The sequence below is a fragment of the Moraxella sp. CTOTU48268 genome, assembly GCF_032069585.1.
In the GTDB taxonomy this organism is placed as follows: Bacteria; Pseudomonadota; Gammaproteobacteria; order Pseudomonadales; family Moraxellaceae; genus Faucicola; species Faucicola cinerea.
In genome coordinates this window covers 1-24,788 of the sequence record NZ_DAMALV010000004.1, presented here as the reverse complement: position 1 = coordinate 24,788, position 24,788 = coordinate 1, and the positions used below count along the sequence as shown (strand labels likewise).

Genomic DNA, 24,788 nt, shown 5'->3' with positions numbered 1-24,788 from the left:
CATGCCGTATTTAATTGCAAACAATCAGCGTATCACCATTGATTTGCCTATCTCTCATGAGATCGGCTCTGGCGGTATGGGCATTGTCTACCGTCTTGGTAATTTGTTAGGCACGGGCAATTTGGTGGCAAAAATCTTTAAAAATCCCACCGATCCCAAAAACCCCAGCCTTGCCAAACTACAAGCCATGATGGCGCGCCCGCCTGAGCATATTTATGAAGTGATTAATGGGGTAGGGTATACCCAGTTTGCTTGGGTGAGACATCTGATTGTCGGCGAGCATGACGAACTTATTGGCTATGCCATGCCAGAGCTGGATTTTGATAGGTCGTTATCGCTCAATCCTTTTATGTACCCAAGAGAAGCAGCAAAACTGACCGCATATCAGCAGAGTCTCAATTATCGTGTGCAGCTATGTGCCAATATTAGCGCCTTGATGGCGGATTTACATGGTCATGGGCATGCCTTTATTGATTTTAAAGAAGCCAATATGCGCCTGATGCCAGAGCCAAGTACGGGCATGGATGATGATTATAAAGGCTTTATCGTTGGGTTTATCGACTGTGATAGCTATCGTATTACTGCCAGTGATGGCAGCGTTTATCCAAGTCCTGTCATCTCACCTGAAATGACCAGTCCTGAGTATCATGAACACAAAGATATTGGTTTATTGGATGAAAAACACGACCGTTTTGTACTGGCGATTGAGCTGTTTAAAATTTTAAACAATGGTATTCATCCATTTTATTTTATTCCTGTGTCAGACCGATTAAAAAATGCGGCCCATCGCAACACCGACCAATTTATCAAAGAGCGGCTATATGCTTATGGCTTGCAGCCAAATTCAGAAATTGCACCGCTAAAAAACAGCATTCATGTGTGTTGGGATGACCAAACTCGTGCGATGTTTGATAAAGCGTTTTTATCCACCCATGCAACTGATCGCCCAAGCGCCGCCGAGTGGGAAAACCATCTACGCGGATTGGTTCAACACCGCCAGTTTAAAGTGTGTGAAAATTATCCCAATGATGCCAGCCACATTCATTTTGTTGGTAAACCCTGTCATCGCTGTCTGTTTTTAACCGTACCCAATAACCCGTTAACCACGCCCGTGACACCTGTACCCGCAATCAGCGCTGCAGCGACAACCAGCGTCTGGCAAACCACGCCCACCCGTGGTTCTGTAGCGTCCACTGCTGCAAATCAGCCAAATCATCAGCCAAGCGCGGCTTTGACCGGTTTGATGGATGATGAAACATTGGCAACTAATCGTCGGCTTGAGCAATCGCTCAATACTCAGGCAAGCAGTCACAGGGTCACACCGAGCCAGCCCATCAATATAGTCAATGCAAATGTAGTCAATGCAGGGGATGCAGTCGATGACGCTAGCCAAACACCGGATACTTATTCAATGGCGATGCCAGATACAATGACAAATACGATGACAGCACCCGCGCATCACACTGATACTACACAGACGACACCCACTTCGCCACCGCATACCACTGTCACCGGTGAGGTATCTGTCAAAAAGTCCTCTAAAGGGTGGTTGATAGCGATGATTGCTGCCCTAGTAGCAATCGGTGGCTATGGCGTATCAAGGTTAAAATCCGCCCCAACACTCACAACATCTCAATCAGCCACTAACAATCAGTCCGATAATACCAAAGCGGCAAGTACCGATGACAATCCACAAAAAAAACCCAAAAGCCAAAATAGTTACACTACCATCATCAAATCGCTGCCGACTGCAAAAGCCACTATGACGCAAGCGCTTAAAGCGCAAAATGGCTTTTTTTCTTCTTCATCGCAAACTAGCGTAGCCAAGCTGTATCAAGACACGCTCGGTATTAGCCCTGAGTTTTTTGATAACGTAGTCAAGGTGGGTGAGTTTGCCGAGCCATCGCTCAAACAGCTGCAAGAGCTGGGTTACAGCCAAGATATCAATGCGACAAAGCAATACTCGCTTGAAGCCTTTCGCAACGCGGATATGGGCTATTTTAAACAGCAGCCCATGAATAAAACGCTCGCCAAACAACTCAATGAAGCGGCAAAAAGCTATTACTGGCGCAAAAAAGACCCAAAAGCCGCCGTTTATCTTCAAGCGCAAGCAGTGAAATACAATCCCAACCAAGGCGAATATGTCGCCAATTTCGCTTATTATTTATTTAAAAACAACTATCCTTATAGCAAATCTTTTTTGCTTTATGCGCTACAAACGCCGCGTGATAGCAGCAAATACCCCAATACTTATATGATTGAATTGGCAGCGGCAATGGCACTGCAAGCGGGTGATGACAAAGGCGCAGTGGGGTCGTTATTGGCACAGTTTTATACCACGGACGATCAACAAAAACGTTGCCAAAACATGTTAAATTATCCGCAAACCTATCCAGAACTGGTACCCATCGCCGAGAAAGTGTTAGCCATTATCGACCAGCAAAACAGTAGCGGCGCCAATCCTGTACCTGCTGAGTGCTTGCCGCCATACAACTGGGTGGTTGGATCGTCAAATTAGTTTATCAAATTGAAAATATGAAAATAGGGTAGTAAACATCTATGATTATTGTCTGCCAACAATGTGGTCAAAAATTACCAAAAACTGCGGTTATGTGCCCAAATTGTGGCAGTCGTCAGTTTGCGCAACAATCTGATAATCATACTCAGCCGCCAAGTGCCTATAATGCCTATGACGCGCCTCAGACCTCTCAGGTGACCCAGCCAGAACATTCTACTTGGCAAAGTTATACACCAAATCCATCTGCAGGCAATTATCAACCGACCGATATGCCAGCTGTGCAGGCTAGTCAACCCATGCAGCAACCTGCTCAAGCAATCTATGCGCAGCCTAATTATGAACAGCCTGATATTGCTCAGGCGTCAAATCCACCCGCACAACCCACTGACTATGCGACTTCTTATGTCGCTCCTGCAGTGCAACCCCAACAACCTAGCCAATACCCAACACCAGCAGTCAGTCAACTCCCTTCGACCGCGCTGCAGACTCGTAAGCCGGCTTATACCATGCTGTATGCAGGTTTTGTGCGCCGCGCATTGGCGTATCTATTTGATTTAGCGTTAGTGAGTTTATTATTGGGATTGGCTTACCAATTATTGTTGCCGCAGATTTTACCGCAGCTTGGCATTCGTGGGTTTACCGATAAAACGCTTGCCTTGATAGCGTATGGATTTTATTTGTTTTATATGACGTTATTGACCTGTTTGGGACGACAAGCAACGGTGGGCAAGGTGATTATGGGTATGTGGGTGTTTGGTATGCAGGGTCAACGGGTTAATTTTTTCCATGCGCTGATTCGAGAAACGCTCAAACTGATTTTGCTGCCATTTGGTTTTTTGATGTGGTTTACCGCCCGTAAACAAACGCTGCATGATTTAATCGCACGCACGGTGGTGTTGTATGACCCCAATTAATTTTTAAACAGGGATAGCAATAAAAAAGTTAATCAATTTGGAAAACCCCATGCTAAACATAGTGAGTCGTACAAAAGCCAGCAAAAAACCCAACGCCAAAGCGCAAACGTTGAGCGAAATCATGATTTTAGCGGTGGTATGGCTCCTGTTAATTGGGGCGTTTTTACTGGCAGATTACGCCCATTCGCCCAAACTGCAGCGTTATCAACTCGAATTGATGAGCTATACTGAAGGCATCGCCAAACCGCAACTGCTCAGCAAGTATTGTGGCGACAACGTTATTACTAATCTGTATGACAACCGTAATGACCCCAACTATGGCATGACTCAAGCCTGTGCCCAAGCCAGTCAGCCCACACAATTAATGAGTGAGGCAAAGCAACATTTTGCCAAAACCCAACAATCCTTAGCGGCCGCATGGCAAGCCCAAGGCAAACAGCAACGCCAAACCGAGCTGGTTGAAAATGAAACCGAAGTGAATTTGGGTGGCGACAAACTCAGCAATCGCCAAGATTGGCTACACCTTAATGCTAGTGGGCAACTCGATAGTTTAAACAACCTAATGGCGGTGAAAACCGATAAATTATCCCCTGCCGACCAAGCCAATTTTGCGGTGTCATTGCTTGCGGTCGCCGATGGCAATCGACGTTTTGCCTACAATCGCCTGTTTAGCAATCAGCCTACTATTGCCAAACTGTTAAATCAATCAGCAAACGATGTTGCTAGTATCTATGACGCCAATAACAACCAACAAAAAGCCCTGCAAGCGAACAATTTACTGCCGTTAATTGGTACGCCCAAACACTTAGGCATGCTCACTCAGGTGTGTATTTGGTCGTGGGTGACGTGGGGCTTGCTATGGCTGTCGCGGCGTAAGCATTGGCTGGAAGTATTACCGATAGCCATCACTGTGTGGGGGTTGGTCATTGCCGGCGTTAGCCATACGGTGATATTGCCGATGATGGTGGGGGGCGTACTGTTTTGCGTCGGCGTGCTACTGAGTGTATTGACGATTTTTTCACCCATGCATCAGTAGATGGAAAAATTCCCCGACAACCGTGCCATGCTATCATCCGCGTGGATTTATCCGTTGTTTGTAGGCTTTGTGACCTTTGGCTTGATGATTTTATTTGATTTAAGCACCCGTAGTTATTTGTCACTGCGTTATATTTTTCTCAATCATTTCAAAGATTTGTTTTGGTGTTTTGTGTTTATTAGCCTGGCTCGCCCGATTAGTAGTTTGCTGAGTTGGGGGCTAAAAACGATGGTCGCCAATAACTTACTACACAGCAGTTGGGGTAATATCAAATCGGCGATGACTAAAGCGCGTGTGTGGCTACTTGCCTTTGCGGTGGGCTATCTGGGCTTGGCAGTTTTTATTCACAGTGACAGCGCGAAAGTCGCTGAACTGTCAAAGATTTGGCTGATGGTGTTTTTGGGCGTGTTTTTGGCGATTAACCAACGCGGTTTGATTAATCATCTGTTTTTCCGCTCCAAAAAAATGACCCTGCTGCTTGCTTTTGCGGTGGTGTTGCCGTTTATCGCGCTGGGTATTGCCAATGAAAAAGGCACCATGCTGGTATTTTTGTTTTTGTTTACCTTTTTGGTGGGCGTGGCGCTATCCAACAAAATTTTCCAAATGGGCGGACGGGGTTATATTTTGGGCGTGTTGTCAAGTACCGCGATTTTGCTTTTGCTGATGATGGTATTGGTGAATTTAAGCGGGTTTGATGCGCGCACTGCCGAGCGGGTTAATGCGTGGGTCAATCCGTTTGTGGCGAGCAACGATCAGATGGCGATTTTGCATTGGTTTCGCGATAGTGTGCCAATGATTGGCTATGGGTTTGGCGATATTCCGTGGTGTGGTTATCATTTGTCGGGCTGTCAGGGCGTGCCGCTACAGATGCAAAGTGACTATACCATTACCTCGGTGATGGCAGTGGTGGGTATCGGGGCCAGTGTGGTGCTGATGATGGTGTATTTTGCGTGGCTTGCGCTCATTGCCCGTCAGCAGATGGCGTTCGCCAGTGAGCAGATGAAATCACGGCTGTTGTCGGGTGGTTATTTTTTGCTGGCGTGGGTGATTTTGCTGTGGGTGGTGATTACAGTGTTTCAGGCACTTGTCACCATTTCGGGGAATTTAGGGATTTTACCGCTCACGGGGGTGACGTTGCCGTTTTTAAGTTATGGCACCAGTAATTTATGGCTCAATAGTATTATGCTCAGTTTGGCGCTGTTTCAGCCAAAGTTGATGTTGGACGGCAATAAACCGTATGCTCAATAACTTATCCAATTGTAGAAACGTCAAATTTTAGTAAGGCTTGCAGAAATTAAAGGTTCAAAATGACCGAAAACCAGACCCCGAAAGACGAAAACAGTCAAGAAACTATGAACAGTGGCAAGTTAGAAACTGTCCAAAACATAGATTTGGACAATCCATCACCGACTGATAGTATCAATGACTTAGATGATCGCGAAACTGCGATGCCTAGCAACTCGTCTAAAAAAGCCAAAACAATTAAAGATGACAGCCGTCCTGCCAGTTTTCGGGTTTCTCAAGCGCTTTACAAAACCATTTTGACCAACTTACAAGTGATTTTGGTGGTGTTTGTTGTCGGTCTTATCGGCTGGGTGGCGTGGTATCTCTCGCCCTTAACCGCCTCAAATACCACGTACAATGCAGAGGCGAATGAAAACGCCGTGTCACTTGTCGTTGACAACCTGGGTATGGCGGATGTGGTCAACCAAGCCAATAGCCAAAATACTAATACCCAAAGTGCAAACGCTAATCTATCAAGTTCGGTTAACGCCACGCCTGCCAAAACGTGCGATTTAACTCAGCCAAAAAACCAAGCCCGTTTTACCGACAGTATCAACCGAGTCAATCAAAGTCTGCTCAGCTTGTATCAGCAAAAACGTCTAGCCAACCAATACCAACTGCAAACTGCCAGCCTTTGGCAACAAGCCTGTGAGCAACATATCAACGAAGACGCGTTAGCCTTTGCGCTAAAAACGCTTGCCAGCCCTGAGCGATTGTTGCAGCTACAATGGCGAGAACAACAGCCCAATCGCCGCAATCAAAACGACCCCAATGTCGCCCATATGCCAACCAATTGGCTCACCCAAACCAACCCTTGGTATGGGCTACCGGGCTGTGTGTACATCAAAACTGCCAAAACGGCAGACAATCAGACAGGCTACCTGTACGTCGATAATCGTGGCAATACCACTGACACAGGTGACGTTGACCCATTAACCCAGCTTTGTAATAACCCTAGATTGATTCCGGTGTCAGTCAAATCCTTATTGGCTAAATCATTGACGGGGGCGGCGACTTTACCCAATGCACCAGCGTCTGACCCAAACAATGCTTTTACTAAAACCAAAAACGATATTCAAAACCAAGCCAATGGCGTGCTGCAAACCCTACAAGACAAACCCACGCAAGACCCGAAAAAACGGATTGCCTCCACCAGCAAAACCGAGGTTGCTTTACCGACCAATCTAGGGTTGATGTATAGCGAATTGTCCAACATCCACGCCAGCCATTTTGACCGTCAGTTATTGGACGCTTATCAAAGCTACCAACAAAAAAATGATCAACGCAGCTGGTGGCAAAAACTCACGGCACCGCCAATCAATAGTATCAACGTCGATGGCTCGAATATCAAAATCGGCTACAACATGGCGTTAACCTTGGAGCCTGCCGTACAGACCACCGCCCAGCAAGTAGCGGATTGTGTCACCAATAGCCCCAATGGCGCGGACTGTAATAGCGTGCTGTCGCCTGCGTTGCAAAACGTCGCCAATGGCATGTATGAGAACGCCTTGGTACGCAGTATCGGTATCGCGGTGATTGATGTCAAAACCCAAGGGGTGCTTGCCCTTGCTAGCGCTGACTCCAACTGCTACCGTGCCGATAATGGCGATACCACAATTAAGCCCACAGGTTGCCCGATACTGTGGAAAAAAGACTGGAGCAAGCAAAATCTCATGAACCATGCGTTATACCAAACCGTGTACCCAGGTTCGACCGTTAAAACCGTACAAGCATTGGCACTGGTGCGAGCCAATCCACGGTTTAAAAATATGCAAACCCCTGAAGCACAATATCTCAAACAAGTGATAGCAAGCTCATCTACCGAAAAAGTGGCGAATTTTTTATATTGTCAACGCACGACCAGTGCGATGTCATTGCAACGTGACCGACAAGGCGTTTGCCAAGGTATGCCCGCCTTTAAAAAAGCCAGTGATGACATGGGCTGGAGTGTGAATTGTGCCGATAAAGGGGGAGTGAATTGCGGATTTAAAGATTTACTGTTTGGTAAAGCCTATAATAGCGACCCGATGCTACAAAGCCGCTATTTTTCAGGTGTACTGCTCACCGATGGTAAGCAAGATTACACCACCAAACAATTACAATTTACCGAAAGCCAAGTGGCAAGCTGTGTCAAAGCCAATGGTGGACGTATGAACGGGGCGTGTCGTCAAGGGGGCGATATGCTCAATGCCAGCATGAACCAAGTGTTTGGCGCAGGTAATGCCAAAACCTCGGTACTGGGTGTGTCGGATATGTTTGCCAATCTGCTGATTGCCGATAATGGCGCGACCCAGCGTCGCGGCGTGCATTTAATTGAGGATTTGTGGGGCGTCAATCAAATTCCGCTGCGCCCTAAAGCCTGGCGAGGCGATGCCCAAAGTCAAGAGACAATGACCACAGCTACCAGCCAACTCGGCGCCATGCCACTGGGCATCAACCAATCTGACGCCCGTGGTGCGCTCAATTTATTATCAGGTACGCTGCTAGCAGGCACAGGTTTGGGCGGCGGCAACGGCACAGCTTTTGCTGCCTGTAACCAAGCGATTGGTAGCTGTACATGGACACAGGGCGTGATGGTGGGCAAAACAGGCACACCCGGCTTTAATTATCCCACCCGCCAAAACGGTCGTAGCTTCTATACCCCCAATGTCACCGTCAGTATGGTGGCAAATCTGTGTAACAATGCGGACATTCGCGCAGGCAAAACTCAGCCATCGGTGGCGTGTTATGCTCGTCCGTATAAATGGTTTGTCTATGGGCTAAAAGATAAAAATGGCAAATGGGATAAAGCGGTAGCGGTATTGGTTGAACGCAACTGGACTAAAAATGGCTTGGTCGATGACCCCCGCGATGGCATTAACCGAGCGGTACAGGCAGGCATGGTGTTAGCCAAACAGATGTATCAAAGCTCAGCGATTAGCCATCCTACCAGCGCCAACCCAGTGGCTAGTCCAGTGACTGAGGCTGAGCAAGCTGTTAAAAAAACACAAACCCATCAATAAAAAATTTCACCATTAAGAGTAAATTATGGCTTACATCACCACCAATCACCGTTTTATCATTGACGACAAACACCCAAGCGATGTGTTTGATGAAATGGAAAATTTCTTTAGCCTATACACCACCGCCATTGATGACTTACAACGGGTGAGCGTTCAGCTCTCGGTGCCGACGAGTTTTGATATCATTGCCAATAAGAAAATGGCAGAAAGCTACCGACAATTTACCCAATCGCTTAAATACACCATGCCTGATATTCATATATTGCCGATTAAAACCCATGCCGTCCAAACAGCGGATGACGACGACACAGCCAGCGAAGCAGATAATTCGGTCATTTTGTTGATTCAACGGCTTGACGGCTATGCCCTAGATGACGAAGACGAAAAAACCAGTCTGTATCCCAGTCTATATAGAAGTGTGTTAGGGCGACTGATACCACGATTTGCCGAAGAAAAATCTGCTACAGGCCACTACCCTGAACGCGCCCCAATCACCTTGCCTGAGCCTATTGGGCAACCAGCACCTTCAGCCCCGATAACTGTATCACCGCAGCATCCAACCCAGCCTGTTTCGCCACAACCGCAGCCTACTCAAGCTTATCAAACGCCTGTGCAACCAACAATACCGCCTTCAAACCCCAATCCAGTGCCTGCGGTTGCGCCGATGCAGTCGCCGCTGGTGAATACTGAGCCTATGCCATCTGTATCCTCTAAGCCACAACCTACGAGGGTACAACCGCCAATTCAAACGGCAACAGCCGCGCCCAAGCCGATGGTAACTGTGTTGCCAAACATCCAAAAATCTGCCAAGCCGTACCAAGATTTATTGACCGATGCGATTATGGCAGCGGCGAAACAATGGGTGGATAAATCCCAAGTAATTACTCAAATCACCTTAAAATCCAATGATGGACTGACAACCGCGATGGTGGAGCAATTATTTAGCAGTTTTAACCATGCCCATGAGCCCACCCATACCCCGCATGATGCCATTGATTTGGTATCTTACGGTTATGAAGTATTAAAACCCAATCTTGCCAAAATTGGGGTAACCTTGTCCGACGAAGCGCAATTTGGGTTAAAAGCCAAAGTGCAAGCCACGCCAACTGATATCGCACGTTTGCAAAAAGGTGAGGTATTTAGCAATGAGATTAAACTGGGCGTTAAATTCATGACTCAGACTCAGGTACAGCCAAACTCAAATCATCATATCCCAGCAAGCCCGCCCGCTTTTAGTACTGCTAGTACTTCACCACGCCAAGCGCAAAGCAAACTGCCGCAGTTGAACCAAAATCTGCAGCAGATTGTTTTGACCATAAAATCTGTGGATGGGCTAGGAGAGCGCCAACAAAAAGTACGCGAGTTTCCGATTGTTTTTGCCAGTCGCGAGGCACAAATCGCGCATGCCTTACGTCTATTTGCCGCCAATGACCTAAAGCCTGCCAGTGGCGTGTATTTTGCGATTGTCGAATCTCAAGGGCAGCTGCTGATTGATGAGATTGATCCCAACATCAGCATTACCCGAAACGGTCAACCCATCAACCGACATGATGTTTTGCTGCCCAATGATGTGCTAAGCATTAATCATGCGATAACTGTGCAGTTGTTGTTAACTCAATAAATGGGCATAAAGTAAAAAAGAAGCGATAAAGTGATTTTTTAAGATGATAGATTTAACATGATACAGCGCGGCATGAAACCCAGTAAGTTATATTTACCCCATGATAAGTCGTTTGTGGGTGGGCGGCTTATCGATTATTTGGCAGCGCATTTTTCTCATATCAGTTTGGCAAACTGGCAACGACGATTTGACAGCGGTTTAATTAGCCTTGAGCGTGGTGAGCCGCTCAAACAAGATTCACCCTATTTGGCAGGACAAACTATCTTGTACTATAGGCAGGTTGAAAATGAACCCATCATTCCATTTGAGCCCAATATTCTTCATTTGGATGAACATTTACTGGTGGTCGATAAACCGCATTTTTTACCCGTCACACCGTCAGGTCACTATGTCAGCCAAACCCTACTAGCCAAATTAAGAAATCATCCAGACTTACAGCAGTTAGCCGTGAATGATATTTCACCCTTGCATCGGTTGGATAAAGACACGGCAGGCGTGATGTTATTATCGGTTAATCCAAGTAGCCGCGCTTGCTATCATGCGCTGTTTGCCGATAGACACATACACAAAACTTACCACGCCATAGCACCGACTCGCAGCGATTTAAGTTATCCCTTTCACATTCATTCCAGACTTGAGCGTGGCGAGCCGTTTTTTTTGACCAAGACGGTCGAAGGTGAGCCAAATGCGCACACTATGGTTGAATTGATTGAAAATAACGGGGCGTTTAGCTTATACCGATTAACCCCGGTGACAGGCAAAAAACACCAATTGCGGGTGCATATGGCAAGCTTAGGTATGCCGCTGTTAAATGACAATTTTTATCCCACTGTCAAGCCTAAAGGTACAACCGATTTTGCAAAACCGTTAAAATTGCTGGCAAAATCCATTGCGTTTATTGACCCTATCACCCAGCAAGCAAGGCGTTTTGATAGTCAGCTACGGCTGATAAAAAAATCTAACTGATTGATTTATTTAATTTTTATCATTTCTTTAAGCTGTTCACTGGCAAGTTTGACATCTTTTTGCCCCAAAATTGCAGAAACGACTGCTACACCGTCAATAGACGTTTCGGCAGCTTGCAGCGCTTGTTGTAAGGCGGGCAGAGTGGAGTGATTGATACCACCAATGGCGACAATCGGAATCGTTACCGCTTGTCGTATTTGAGTTAGGCTCGCTATGGTGACTGTTTGGGCATCTTGTTTGGTAGATGTGGCAAACATCGCGCCAACGCCCAGATAGTCTGCGCCGTCTGCTTGCGCTTGGATGGCTTGCTGGGCGGTGCGCGCGGAAACCCCAATGATTTTATCTTTGCCTAAAATTTGCCGAACCACGCCACACGGCAAATCACTTTGACCGATATGCACCCCATCTGCCTCAACTGCGAGAGCGATATCGACACGATCGTTAATCAGTAATGGCACGTTATAGCGGTGGCAAATCGCTTTGATACGCAGCGCGCGCTCATAGAACTCTTTGTTAGCAATCGCTTTTTCTCGAAGCTGCACCAATGTCACGCCGCCCAATATCGCCTGTTCAACAGCTTGTTCAAGCGTTTGCTGTTGCAAGCAATGGCGATCTGTGACCAAATACAGCCGATAATCAGCACGGTTATGCATCATGTTTGCCTTCCCATATCATATTGACATGCTCAATGCCGTCTTCAAGGTAACAGTCACCTTGTATACAAAAGCCGAGCGCTTGATAAAAGTGTATCAGATAAGTTTGAGCAGCGATAAAAATCGGCTGGTTAGGGTAGTATTGCTGGCAAATTTCAATGGCTTTTTGCATCAAATCACGCCCATAATGATGACTCCGAAAATCGCCAACCGTTAACACGCGACCAATCGCGACATAACCCAAATAATGATAATCAGGTGGGATGATCCGCGCATAACACGCCAGATTATTATCAATAAAACCCTGTAAATGCCAACACACCAAGTCGGTATCATCAATTTCTGGATATGCGCAATGTTGCTCTACAACAAACACCTCACAGCGCGCCTTAAAAATACCATACAAGGCTTGTGCTGATAACTGTGGCAGTAGATTGAGTTGAAACGTTAGCATACGAATAAATCAAACGGATTGAACATCTGCATTATTTTAGACTGGCTTGGCTGTCGATAGTATGCCATTTGACCATTTTTTTACCCAATAACGGTAAGCAAAACGAAGGCAATTGGTACGCGCCAATCAGCGGTAAAAACATCGCACCCATAAACGGTGTGGTGATGGTGTACGCCAATAACACATTGCGACCACCGCACGCCAGCGCAGAAATAATGGCGTTTTCATAGCCAAAGCGGCGGTATAAAAAATAGGCAGAAAAGTAAAATACTAACGACAAGGCAGTGCCCAAACCAAACAAGCTTAACGCCTGCATGGGATTGGTGTCAAAGGTATGTCTAAAACCCGACATCAATCCAAGCGGAAACATCATCAGTAGAATAATGTTAAACTTGGCAATTTTTGGATAATAAATATTGAGCGTATCACGGGGAATGTATTGGCGTGCTGCGACCGCCAAAATCATAGGGGCAATAATGTAAATCAACAGCCGCTTAATGTACAGTACAAAGTCTAAATGGGCGTCCTTGCTGCCAAGTAACCACAATATCACCAGTAAGCTAACAGGCATGACCAACGTGGCTGTGATGGTTTTTGCCATGGCTAGCAGTGCATCAAAACCAACTGCATTCACAATGGCGCCCGTACCAAATAGCGGTGCGGTGGCTGACAGACCCGCGATAGCCAACAACAAATCACCACGGACACCCAATAAATAAGCAATCAAGGTCATCGCCAAGCTCATTAGCGCACTTTGAAATATAGCAAACCCCCAAACATATTGGGTCGTCATGCGTCTAATCAGCTGGGTTTGGTCAATGCCCAACAAGGTAAAAAACATCAAGAAAAATAAAATCTGCGGCAGAAGCCCAAGGACAAAATGCGACAAGTCAGGAAATATAAATCCAATCACACCAAACAATGGCATAAAAATTGTACTGTGACGGGCAATAAATCCAATCATGATAAATCCTTGGCGATTTTAATGATAAACAAACAAACGATAAATAAATAATTAGTGAGCATACTACTCATTATTGATTGATAAATGCAAATGGTTTTGCTGCTAATTATCATTTCATCATTAAATTAATCACTGTGCCATACATCTCGTTTTTGACGCCGATAGCTTTTATTTCGCATAATGTATATTATGTTAAATGAGGGCTACCTTATACTAACTTCATAAAAGATTATGAATTACCAAAACCAAATAAATCCTAGTTGATTTATAGGTATTTCTTATATAATATTATTTATATAAGAGACACCGATAAATATATTCATAAATTCATTGGAGTGTGTGAAATGCTTTTAATTAAATCTATTAATACATTTGAGTCAAAGCCAATAAGTTTGCTGATAGACTCAACAACTACCCTACCTTGTTTATATCCAATGCTTTATACCATTGGTGGATTACGTTTTAAAAGTGAATCAACACAACAATCTTATCTAAAAGGGATTAAACAATGGTATGAATTTTGGCAGGAGAAATACCAAGAATCATTTTGTAAATATTTCTATGTGCATAAATCAAATCCAAAATTAATTACTCAAGCTATTGAAAGTTTTATTCTCTATTTAGAAAACAGTAATTCATCTGACATAAAGTTGATAAGATTAGGTAACAACCAATTAATAAATTACAGTACACTTGCATCCCGTCTTAGAGCAGTCTTAGGCTATTTAGATTATTTATTAGACAATTTTAGCCAAGAATATGGGAAACCTTTAAATTCCGAGATAACAAGATATAAATCTATTATTGCTCAAAAAAATAAAATGGTAGCTAATCTCTCGGCTACACATAATAAAAACCACAAGGCTAAAACAAACTTTAAAAGCCTTACTGAGGAAATGAGAAGTGCGTTGTATACCCTCATTAAACCTATGGCAAAAAAACCATTATTTGTAAATAAGGAAACTCAACTAAGAAACTTTCTAATGGTACATTTACTGGTTAATTATGGGTTGAGAACAAGTGAATTATTACTATTAACTTTGAATTCCATTAAAAAAGATATAAAAACTAATAATACTTTTTTGCTGATAGATGATACTCAGGATAAAACCGATTCTCGTAAAATCAAACCGCACATGAAAAACCAGCAGTCAAAAAGAATAATTCTTTTAGAAAAGCGTGATGATGATTTTATTAAAATGTACATTGAAAATATTAGAAGTAATGAATCAAAAAGTAATATGCTGTTTTTGTCCTTACAACCACCCTACTCGCCTATTAGCAAATCAGGATTTAAAAAAATACTGATGAGTATTAATAATGAAATGCAAAAACAATTCCCCCAATTTTTTGATAGAAATTATGTGGATTCTATTGATAAAGTTTCCGCACATATTTTAAGACATACTTGGGCTTATTTAATGCTTAAACATAGCTATGAATCTTACTCAAAAAACCACAATAATGAACAGTCTTTAAATTTAGCTATTGAAAATTTAAGAAAAATGGCTGGATGGTCACTTAATAGTTCTATGCCTTATTTATATGCGAATAGATTTATATCTGAGAACGCTAATAAATTAAATATCCAAAGAATAGGTAAGATAAATTATGAGTAATACTAATCGAGATCTCGCATTACCCAACCCCCTAACATATCGACTATTTTCCTCTGCTCAATTGGAAAAAATAGATAAACTACATATTCCTACTATAGTTAGGTTTATGCTTGCTGATAGACATGATACAAAGTTCATCAATACTACATTAGATAAATGGGAATTTAAATATGCGGGGCTAAAAAATAATATAAGCTTTGAAGAATTTGATGATTTTGAGAAAAAACTAATAAAGTATATTTTGATATGTTACATTCAAATTAATAGTCCATCTAGTCTTTTTCTTCACTTTAATCATATAAGAAAAACCTTAAATCATCTAAAAAAAGAGAAAGATATTTTTTCTTATGGAACTTTAAAAAGTTTACTTATTCATATATCCAAGGAAGAAAATAGTTCTCCAAAATATTATACAGTTAAATTTTTTCTTAATTTAATGATTTCTGAAGGCTTCGAGTTTTTTGAAGAAACTAATGAAAACGAATTGGATATATTGGAAAGACCTTCCCAATTTAATTCAAATCTGTATTACCAACAGTCTGAGGACAGTATAAATAAGCCTATTATCACAATGATTCAAAATGGCTTTACACGATTGAATTCGGAAATCACTGAAGGTAAGTCTATACCAGAAAATACTTTAAAAAACTCTTCTATCCTTGGAATTATTTATACAACAGGCATGAGACCAGTGCAGTTAGCTAAACTGACTGTTGAAGATATAAAAGAAGATACTTGTTCTGAAACAGGAAAGCCTTTGCGTTTTAGCATACTTGTTCCATATGCAAAGCAAGGACGATATAGTCATTCAAAAATTGCTATTAAACTCCCTGAGGAAGTCGCTAGTGTTATTTTCCAATACATTAAACAATTTGCACTCTCAGAAAGTCATCAATTATTTGATTTGGGTGATAATGCTGTTACTTATTGCACAAACGCAATTAATGAGCAGTTATTTGCGTTTTCACCCATAGAATATCAACATCAAGTTCTAAATGGTGAGTTAATTCAAATTAAATATACCAGTTCTCAATTTCGTCATCATGTAGCCTACTCAATGGCTTTGGGTGGTGCAAGTGCAGAAGATATTGCGTACATATTAGGTCATTCATCTTTAGTAACCGCAAGGCATTATATAACTGCCTCACCGAATCTTGCACAAATTCGAGCAATGGCGTTGGGTAGTAATTTACTTTATCAGCAAATGATAGCTATGCTTATGACTGGTGACATAATCAGCCCTGAGCAAGATGTAGGTAAAAATGTTGTAGGGTTTATTAATAATACTATTCATAAAAATATTGGAAAATGTGGTTATAAAACTAATTGTTTTCTTGAGCCAGTAAGAAGTTGTTATGGATGTGTATATTTTCATCCGTATCAAAACGGTAATCATCAAGAAGTTTTAAATAGCGTTCAAAATGAACTTGAATCAATCATACAAATTTCTGATAGTACATATAACTCATCAAACCCCCTCATTACCATTCATGAGGCGACAAAATTTGAAATAAATTCAGTAATTAAACGTTGTGAGCTAAATAATGAGGTAAATTGTGCCCGTGGGTAATTTAGATAAATTTATAAGCGAACAAAAAGATTATTTTGAGCAGAATCTCCATAAAAATGGTGATAAGTTATGGGAAGATAATTTTTGGTTAAAAGGCACTCAAGGTGCAAGTTGGTTATCCGCACGAGGAAAAGCGAGCATTAGATTTGACGAGATAAATAAAGTAAAGGGTTTGGAAAATATCAGTATAACTCAAGATTACCAAGATTTTTGCAAAGCGATGTTGGTTTATAGCTTTCGTAAAGCAAATTCTGTTGCTTCGCCTCAAAAACTCCAATCAGAACTTTTAGTATTAAAACGGTGGTATTATTCTCTCAAAGTTCTCACTGAAACAACCAATCCAATAAAACTAACAACAGAAGTTATAAATCATGCATTTTCCTTACTAGAACAAACTAATAGTGCTGTCAATTTGCCTGACTATGTTGGTGCTTTCAAAAGAATGCAAGACATTGTAAATAAACAAGGAATTACTGCTAGAAAACTAGACTTTGATGTTGGTGTTAAATATATTAATAAGCAAAATCGAACTCCCAAAGCAAGATTAACCAAAGAACTTCTTGAAGATAAAAATATTGATGAGAATAAGCTTAACGCTGAGAAGCTAATCTCAATTCAGACATTTATTAATATTGCTTCACTTAAAAATCTTTGTCAAAACGATGGTGAGAAGATTCTTTTAAATTTTTTATTCTTATCAATTATTACAGGATTTCGTTCGACTGAAACGATTATGCTTAAAACAGATTGCTTAGTTGAAAAGCCTATCTTAAACCCAATGACGAATGAACCAATAATTGTTAATGGCAATCCTCGGTACAATTTAGGAATACAGTATTATGGTGCAAAAGGAGCTGGCAAGCGGATACATTGGGTTGAACCTTCCTCAGTTACACTTGTGAAAAGTATTGTTAAAAGTATTCTACAGATTACTGAACCATATCGAGTGCATTTACGGTATCTAAGAAATAAAAATTTAAAAGATTTTCTACCCCAATCTATTGATGAAATATCTAATGAGTTTATTGAACTAGATGATTTCATTGACCATTTATTTATCTCAAAACAACGCTCACGAGGGCGAGCTGGTAAAAGGGATGCTATTCTCAAAATATTAAAGAACAGAGATATTTTACCTGGTGAAATTATATCTAATGGACAGAGTGAACAAAAATTTTATAGTAAAACTACCTTAAATCGACTTATAGAATCCACAGCAGATTATAATAGTGATGAACCTATTAATAAAAAATTTGATTATGAAGGTGAATTAATTAATATTCCTTATGAGGACTTATTGTTTATAGCACAGCAAGGTAGTACTACTCTTTCACGTACAATCATTCATAAAGCCATTATTATTCCATTGGATATTCATATTATAAATAATTTTCTAGGCTCAGGTAAAAATAAGTCCGTATTTGAAAAATATGAATTGAGAGATAGTAATAAAAATTTTTCCAAAATTTCTAGTCATATTCCTCGCCATAATATTAATAGTTTCCTAGCAATTGCTGAAATATCAGACCATTTACAAACAATGCTTATGGGGCGTGTCGATATTGAACAAAATAAATATTATCAACATCTGAACGTTAAACAAATTAGCCAACAATCTAGCCTAACTACCAAAATTAGAGATAATCAAAATTTTGTAGATTTAATTACTACTACAGATGTAGCTATTCAAGAATATGAAAATGTATTAAACCCTATCGATGCCGTTTTGGAGTACGGTTTAATGCTTTTTAATGATAAAAAAGATTTAGAAAACAATATCAAAAATAATTTGCATACTTTTGATAGCCGTAATGAAATTTCAACTTTTATTGAGCGGTCTATTGATGATAATTATTTTGACGATATTGCTAATGCTTTTAAAGAAATAAGCGTTTCTGAACCTAATAAGGCAAAGGAATTAGTAGAAACCCACGCCTATCTACACCCCCTACCCTTTGGCTCTTGTATGCGTAATATAACCACTCATGGCTGTCCAAAACGGCTGGCGTGTCAGTCAGGCTTATATTGTGTAAATTTCACAGTTACAGGTCGTATGGGTGAGATTGAGACACTTACTAATATCAAGAATAGACTTATCGAGCAAGGCAAAGCCTTTAAAGATGATTGTGAGTTTAAAATACGACTTAAAGAGCAAATTGTAAATCTTGAACAGTTTGAACGAAAAATTATGATATCGCATCGAAATAAAATTCCATTAAATATATATCAACCACTAGATACAGAACTATCTCAACCAAAAACTTTAGCTGAATTATTTTCACTAGAGTACGAAAAAATCAAAACTGAAGATGAGGAAGATTAAATGTTAAGAGGCAAAGAACTTGATGAAGCCATTGAGAATGAACTTAGATTAATGGTAGCTGAAGGGATTGAGCAATCGCCTATCTCAAATACAGCCTTGCACAAAAGATTGTTTGCCAAGGGATTTGTCAAAGGAGGACTTAGCACATTTAGTACTCAAGAACGTAAAGCGTTAATTCAAAAATATACAACTGAACAGCTTTTGCCATTAAATCTAAAAGAAAAAGAACAACAATTATATGTAAATAAAAAAACACGCGAAGCACTTCTCCAAACCAACCAAGCATTAAAGAATAAAGTCAATAAACTTGAAAGTGAGCTTAATCAAAATACAGCAACACTTTTAGAAATTGCTAATCAAGTCAAACTAAGAACCGATATTGAACTGGATGATTTACTTGCCCCCTATCTAATACCTGAGTTAAAAGCAAAAACTAATCTAAAAATGCTTGATAATAGGTAATTCCTTTTTACAGACATCTCAATTACAAAAGCCTGTATTTTACGAATAAGTTATAATGGGTCAAGTTTTGATGACTTTTGGCTTTGCGAAATAACTTTTAATATTTTATCTTTCTAGGACAAGTAGTGTGTTTATATGAAGAATTTACTTTATAGTACAAATTATGGAAAATTATTAGTTGGAGATTCAATTGAAATATCAAAAAAATATTTAAATCGATTTTATAAAGGTAAATTTCAGTTAATTATTACATCACCACCCTTTCCTTTGAATACTAAAAAAACGTATGGTAATCTACAAGGCAAAGAATATAGAGATTGGTTTGAAAGTCTCGCACCTATATTTAGCGACTTATTAACCGATAATGGTTCATTAGTAATAGAAATTGGCAATGCTTGGGAGTTTAATCGACCTGTACAATCTGTACTACACCTTGAAGCATTAATGGGTTTGGTAAACCATCCTACAGCAAATTTACGCCTTATTCAGGAATTTATCGCCTATAATCCTTCAAGATTACCATCCCCTGCGATGTGGGTGACAGTCAATAGACTGCGTGCAGTTGATAGCTATACACATATATGGTGGCTTGCAAAATCAGATTATCCAAAGGCTGATAACACTAAAGTTTTGAGACCTTATAGCAAAGGTATGCAACAATTATTAAAAAGAGGTTCATATAATTCAGGCACTCGCCCGTCTCAGCACTCTATTAGTGAAAAAGGTTTTCTCAAAGACCACGGAGGTAGTATTTCTCACAATTTATTTGAGCTAGAACCAATTGATGAGGATAGAGACGTTAGACTACCACATAATGTATTAAGCTTTTCTAACACCAATTCTAATGATTTTTTTCTCAAACAATGTAGAGAAAGGGGTATTAAATCCCATCCTGCAAGGATACAATCAGGTCTAATTAGTTTCTTTACTAATTTTCTAACTGATGAAGGGGATTTAATCCTTGACCCCTTTGCCGGTAGCAATACATCAGGATTTGTAGCCGAAAAATTAGAACGAAAGTGGATTGGTATAGAGTTGGATGAAAATTATGCTCGTCAATCAATGATAAGATTTGAAGACCCAACTTTAGATACTAAAATTAAAATTAATGATAACTTTATCTCACAATTAGAAGGGAAATAATCATGAGTGACATTAAAGCGGATATTCTAAAAGTAGCAAGTATTGATATTTTCAAAGAAGGAAAAAAAGAAGAATTATTTGTAGGGAGACCATTTGCTATAGATTATGACAAGGCTCAGATTTTAGTAGCTGACGCTTGGAAACACAGAGTAAAGGGTATCCCACAAGGGGCTTTTCTATTAGCTTTTTATGAAGGTGAAAAGGATGTTGAAGAAGTAGTTTTACTTCGGGCATTAAAACCGACACCACTCCCCACTGATAAAGACATGGTAAGCACCATGATTGCGTACTATAAGGAAGGTACACATACTAGTGGACTTTCAGGTGTAGAGCAAGACAGTAAGCTGGATGATTTCACAAGATATGAGTTTAGCTTCTCAGGGCTTGAATGTCGTGTTTTAGGCACTTTCTATACAACTAAAGATTCATCGGGACGTACTATTACAGAATTTGGTGCAGATTTAGAGAACTTTTACTCTGCTAATAACTATAGTGTGTATAAAGCAACTGGTGATGTTTTATCAAAAATTGTCAATCAACGAGAAGGTGACACTATTGCTGGTAATGCTAATGAGGCAAAAATTGGTAAAGTTAGATTTAGCTCAAGTAGACGTTTTCAAAATGATATAACCGAAAAAAGTGTTGATGTTTGGGTTAATCCAAAAGATTTTGTTGGCAAGAGAACAGCGTTATTTGGTATGACTCGTACAGGTAAATCCAATACAGTTAAAAAAATTATTGAAGCCACTGAAAATATATCATCAAAAGCTCCAAATGTACTTTCAAACACTACTACGGCTCAAGAACCTTTTCTTAAAACAAGTGAACCAAGTTTTCCAGTAGGTCAGATAATCTTTGACGTTAATGGAGAATATGCAAATGCCAACTTACAGGACGAAGGTACAGCAATTTATGAAATGTATGGAGAGAAAGTTACTCGATACTCAGTAATGGAAAAACCATTAGAAGATGGTTTTAAAATTATGAAAGTCAATTTTTATGCTGATGTTACCACAGGGTTTGAATTAATAAAAAACTATTTTGACGAAAATAAAATATCAGGCGACTATGTTAATAATTTTACTGCTGTCGATTTAACACCCCCTGAAGGTGCAGAAGCAAAAAGCTCAGAACAGATTAGATATGAGCGTGTTCAAGCTGCTTACTTATGCTGCCTATATAAAGCTGGATTTAAGCCAAAAGCAAACTTTACTGTCAAATTTACTGGTAATAAAGAAATAAACTATTTTAATCACTTTGGACATAAGCCTACTGAAGAAGAAATTAATCAAGCTGAAAATATCATAGTTCCATCAACAGGATTATCTCTAGAAGAAGCATCCACATGGTTTACAAAAACTTGGAAATTCTATAACGACAATGAATTCTTTAAAAAATATGAACAAAAGAAAGGTTATGAGTGGGCAGATGATGACTTAAAAGCTATGATGATTTTTTTATCAACTTATAAATCACCCAATGAAAAAAACTCCGTTAGTGGCTATAAAAAACTCAGAAACAGAGAGTTGTTAGAGTTACATACAAATTCATCAGATGTATCTTTTGAGGTAGAAATACCTCAACTATTAAGAAAGGGGCAAATTGTTATTGTCGATTTATCACAGGGTTCACCTGTAGTACAAAAACTCTTTTCTGAAAGGATTTGTCGTGGTGTATTTAATGATTCTATGTCTCGGTTCGTTAAAAACGAAAATAATAATTTTATCCAATTTTATTTTGAAGAAGCACACAACCTTTTTCCCAAAAAAGATGAAAAAGATTTAACTGATATCTATAACCGTCTTGCAAAAGAAGGGGCTAAACTTAGTATTGGTATGGTCTATGCTACTCAAGAAGTTAGTTCAATTAGCTCTAACATCTTAAAGAATACCCAAAACTGGTTTATTGCTCATCTTAACAATGATGATGAAATGAAAGAGTTGAGAAAATATTATGATTTCTCTGACTTTACTGAATCTTTAATTAAATTCAGCTCTAACAATGATAAAGGCTTTGTAAGAATGAAAACTTATACCAATCCCTTTATTGTTCCTGTTCAAATTGATAGATTCTCAGCTAAAAAGAATTAAGGTAGACACATGGGAACAACTAGTAGAAGTGGTAAGCCGAATGAATGGGCTGCAAAAATAAACCATACCCATATCATCAAAGATGAAATGGTTAATAACTTTTTAAGTAAATGCTCCTTTCCTAAAGAGGTTGAAAATATAGAAGAAATTAATACTTTAGTAGAAGAAGTTGATGACACTATTGAAAGCCCTATCAAATTTATATTAGCAGTTGATGGGGGTTATACCAATATTGAAATCAATAAAAACTTTCCAACTTCGGAAATTGCATTTTTTCAGTTTGGTGCTTTAAATTTTGCTAAACAAGACTTGTTGAATCTTTCAGAAAAACCTTTCATTTTTCCTGAAGATATGCAAAAACTTAATGGTTTGCAACGTTGGAAATTAACTTTACCAATCAAAAATATTAACTATGATAACTCTACATCCCTTACTCACGCCTTTAGGAAGGCATTATATGAGTTTTTCATGGCTGGCGAGCGGATAGATGATAAGTTAATAGAAACCGTAAAATGGATTATTTTTGAGCAGTATTCTACTACTAAGTCAGAAACTTATATACTTGGCTCAAATCCATATAATAAAAATGTAGATGAACCTACAAGAATAGAATTAAAACTTAGTGAAATGTCAAAAGATTATACTTGGGAAACCGAATATGGAGTTATTTATCTAACTGATGTTTTTAGATTACACGAAGCAATTGATGATGATTTTGGGGCATCAGGGGTATTGGGTTATGTAACTAGATTAGTAGAGCAAATGATTCTATTTTACTTCATTCACTTCATCTATAAAACAAAACCAAATATGCTTAAAGAATATCTGTTTATTGCGGATGGAGCATTAAGTTTTGCAGGGCAAACTGCCACCATGCACAAATATGTGCGTAAATTATGTACTTTCTTGCAGAATACGGAAGACTTATTTTTAGTAGGTATAGAAAAAAGTGGAGCATTCGTAGACCATATCTACAAAATCAGCACCGTGGATACCCCAAAAATTTATTCTAATCCTTCATTGATAGAATCCGTACAAAACCTTGAATCAGATAAGGTAGTAACTTCTCAAAGATTTCTTGGGAAAAACCATTATTTGATTCTAAATAACAACTATATGTTCAAGTATATTTTGATTGGTGACGAAAATAAGACATTGTATGGAGACACTTCTTATTATAGTGGTAAGGTACTATTCCATGCAAAAAATGGTCAAAAGATAGTTTTAACTGTGCCAATTAGAAGTGCTAAAATTTATGGGTATAAAAGAAATCCGAGTAATCTTCATGAGTTTTTAGATAACAAACTGGATTTAAATGAATCACCACCAAAAGATGAATACAAGAATTTAGATATCATTTTAAAAAATATTTATCTCTTAAAATGTGATATGTATGATAATTCTATTGTACCAATTGCATTAGCGAACAAGTTAGTTTCGCTTTCAAATGTTCCTAGCCAGATGCTTTTAGATAAATTTGCTAGCGAGGCTATCTCAAAGTGAATATTAAATTTCATCATTTTTTAAAAGTAATGTGAACAAGGGTAGTAAATGAATATATATGATGATTTTTTTAAAGGCATTACGCCAGAAGAGTGGGAATTTTTTGCTACAGATTTTCTTTCATCATTGGGTTATATAGTTATTGAACCACCAGCTAGGGGTGCTGATGGTGGTAAGGATGCTATTGTCGAACTTAATGGCATGAGATATATAGTAAGTTGCAAACATTTTATATTTTCAGGCAATTCTGTTAGTGTCGATGATGAGAAATCTCTTGTAGAAAGAATTATTCAACACAATGCAGTTGGTTTTATAGGGTTTTATTCCACAATTATCTCGCAAGCTTTACAGGATAGATTCATAGGATTGCAGCAAAATTCTAATTATGATTTTAGAGTTTTCGATAAACATCAAATTAGTAATTATATATCGAATATGAATTCTCTTATGATTCAGAAATATGGACAACTATTTAATCATAATTTTGTAAATCCTAATATCTCAATGTATCTCCCATTACCATGTATAGTGTGCGGTAAAGATATACTTGCTGATGATATGCCTCGATTATCTCTAGCAGGCATGGCTTTGAACACTCAAGGTAGGTATATGTAAGGTACTCCCCAATGTCTAGACCAAATAATCACAAAATTAAGATAGAATTGG

At 39.6% G+C, this 24,788-nt stretch carries 18 protein-coding genes; 15 read left to right on the top strand and 3 right to left on the bottom strand.

Going from position 1 to position 24,788, the window contains the following annotated elements; genetic code table 11:
* The first annotated feature begins 1 nt into the window (after nucleotide 1).
* Genes RT143_RS02105 through RT143_RS02075 form a run of 7 tightly spaced genes read left to right on the top strand, consistent with a single transcriptional unit; the run spans nucleotide 2 to nucleotide 11,341 of the window.
* On the top strand, nucleotides 2-2,518 hold the full coding sequence (locus RT143_RS02105) for a hypothetical protein (RefSeq protein WP_313090837.1): 2,517 nt from the start codon (nucleotides 2-4) through the stop codon (nucleotides 2,516-2,518).
* Nucleotides 2,519-2,559: 41 nt separating this feature from the next.
* Complete coding sequence (locus RT143_RS02100; RefSeq protein WP_313090835.1) at nucleotides 2,560-3,432, top strand: RDD family protein; 873 nt, start codon at nucleotides 2,560-2,562, stop codon at nucleotides 3,430-3,432.
* A gap of 49 nt (nucleotides 3,433-3,481) precedes the next feature.
* Entirely contained in the window at nucleotides 3,482-4,468 is a 987-nt protein-coding gene (locus RT143_RS02095) for a hypothetical protein (RefSeq protein WP_313090833.1), read from the top strand.
* Nucleotides 4,469-5,716: an FtsW/RodA/SpoVE family cell cycle protein gene (locus RT143_RS02090; protein WP_313090830.1), complete on the top strand. Its 1,248-nt coding sequence runs from the start codon at nucleotides 4,469-4,471 to the stop codon at nucleotides 5,714-5,716.
* A 59-nt stretch (nucleotides 5,717-5,775) separates the two neighbouring features.
* Nucleotides 5,776-8,754: a penicillin-binding transpeptidase domain-containing protein gene (locus RT143_RS02085; protein ID WP_313090828.1), complete on the top strand. Its 2,979-nt coding sequence runs from the start codon at nucleotides 5,776-5,778 to the stop codon at nucleotides 8,752-8,754.
* A 25-nt stretch (nucleotides 8,755-8,779) separates the two neighbouring features.
* Nucleotides 8,780-10,375: a hypothetical protein gene (locus RT143_RS02080; RefSeq protein WP_313090826.1), complete on the top strand. Its 1,596-nt coding sequence runs from the start codon at nucleotides 8,780-8,782 to the stop codon at nucleotides 10,373-10,375.
* 57 nt (nucleotides 10,376-10,432) lie between these two features.
* Nucleotides 10,433-11,341, top strand: coding sequence for a pseudouridine synthase (locus tag RT143_RS02075; RefSeq protein ID WP_313090824.1), 909 nt, complete (start codon nucleotides 10,433-10,435; stop codon nucleotides 11,339-11,341).
* A gap of 5 nt (nucleotides 11,342-11,346) precedes the next feature.
* On the opposite strand, the gene thiE is transcribed toward RT143_RS02075, so the two are convergent.
* The 3 genes from thiE to RT143_RS02060 are packed head-to-tail and all read right to left on the bottom strand — an operon-like array spanning nucleotide 11,347 to nucleotide 13,412.
* Nucleotides 11,347-11,997 carry a thiamine phosphate synthase gene (thiE, locus tag RT143_RS02070; protein ID WP_313090822.1) on the bottom strand — a complete coding sequence of 217 codons (651 nt, stop codon included), beginning with the start codon at nucleotides 11,995-11,997 and terminating at the stop codon, nucleotides 11,347-11,349.
* Nucleotides 11,987-12,448: a GNAT family N-acetyltransferase gene (locus tag RT143_RS02065; RefSeq protein WP_313090821.1), complete on the bottom strand. Its 462-nt coding sequence runs from the start codon at nucleotides 12,446-12,448 to the stop codon at nucleotides 11,987-11,989. Before RT143_RS02065 ends, thiE begins: the two co-directional genes overlap by 11 nt.
* Before the next feature lie 31 nt (nucleotides 12,449-12,479).
* Nucleotides 12,480-13,412, bottom strand: a complete 933-nt coding sequence (locus RT143_RS02060; protein WP_313090819.1) for a lantibiotic ABC transporter permease — start codon at nucleotides 13,410-13,412, stop codon at nucleotides 12,480-12,482.
* 344 nt (nucleotides 13,413-13,756) lie between these two features.
* Here RT143_RS02060 and RT143_RS02055 point away from each other — a divergent pair, with 344 nt between their 5' ends.
* The 8 genes from RT143_RS02055 to RT143_RS02020 all read left to right on the top strand — a co-directional run bounded on the left by RT143_RS02055 (nucleotide 13,757) and on the right by RT143_RS02020 (nucleotide 24,737).
* Nucleotides 13,757-15,031, top strand: coding sequence for a site-specific integrase (locus RT143_RS02055; RefSeq protein ID WP_313090817.1), 1,275 nt, complete (start codon nucleotides 13,757-13,759; stop codon nucleotides 15,029-15,031).
* Complete coding sequence (locus tag RT143_RS02050; RefSeq protein ID WP_313090816.1) at nucleotides 15,024-16,601, top strand: site-specific integrase; 1,578 nt, start codon at nucleotides 15,024-15,026, stop codon at nucleotides 16,599-16,601. The genes RT143_RS02055 and RT143_RS02050 overlap by 8 nt, the downstream gene beginning before the upstream one ends.
* Nucleotides 16,594-18,924 carry a hypothetical protein gene (locus tag RT143_RS02045; RefSeq protein WP_313090814.1) on the top strand — a complete coding sequence of 777 codons (2,331 nt, stop codon included), beginning with the start codon at nucleotides 16,594-16,596 and terminating at the stop codon, nucleotides 18,922-18,924. The genes RT143_RS02050 and RT143_RS02045 overlap by 8 nt, the downstream gene beginning before the upstream one ends.
* Complete coding sequence (locus RT143_RS02040) at nucleotides 18,925-19,386, top strand: hypothetical protein (protein ID WP_313090813.1); 462 nt, start codon at nucleotides 18,925-18,927, stop codon at nucleotides 19,384-19,386.
* Between the two features lie 135 nt (nucleotides 19,387-19,521).
* Complete coding sequence (locus RT143_RS02035; protein WP_313090812.1) at nucleotides 19,522-20,529, top strand: DNA-methyltransferase; 1,008 nt, start codon at nucleotides 19,522-19,524, stop codon at nucleotides 20,527-20,529.
* Nucleotides 20,530-20,531: 2 nt separating this feature from the next.
* On the top strand, nucleotides 20,532-22,619 hold the full coding sequence (locus RT143_RS02030; protein ID WP_313090810.1) for an ATP-binding protein: 2,088 nt from the start codon (nucleotides 20,532-20,534) through the stop codon (nucleotides 22,617-22,619).
* A gap of 9 nt (nucleotides 22,620-22,628) precedes the next feature.
* Nucleotides 22,629-24,122, top strand: coding sequence for a NurA domain-containing protein (locus RT143_RS02025; RefSeq protein ID WP_313090809.1), 1,494 nt, complete (start codon nucleotides 22,629-22,631; stop codon nucleotides 24,120-24,122).
* 48 nt (nucleotides 24,123-24,170) lie between these two features.
* Entirely contained in the window at nucleotides 24,171-24,737 is a 567-nt protein-coding gene (locus RT143_RS02020) for a restriction endonuclease (protein ID WP_313090808.1), read from the top strand.
* Nucleotides 24,738-24,788: the final 51 nt, after the last annotated feature.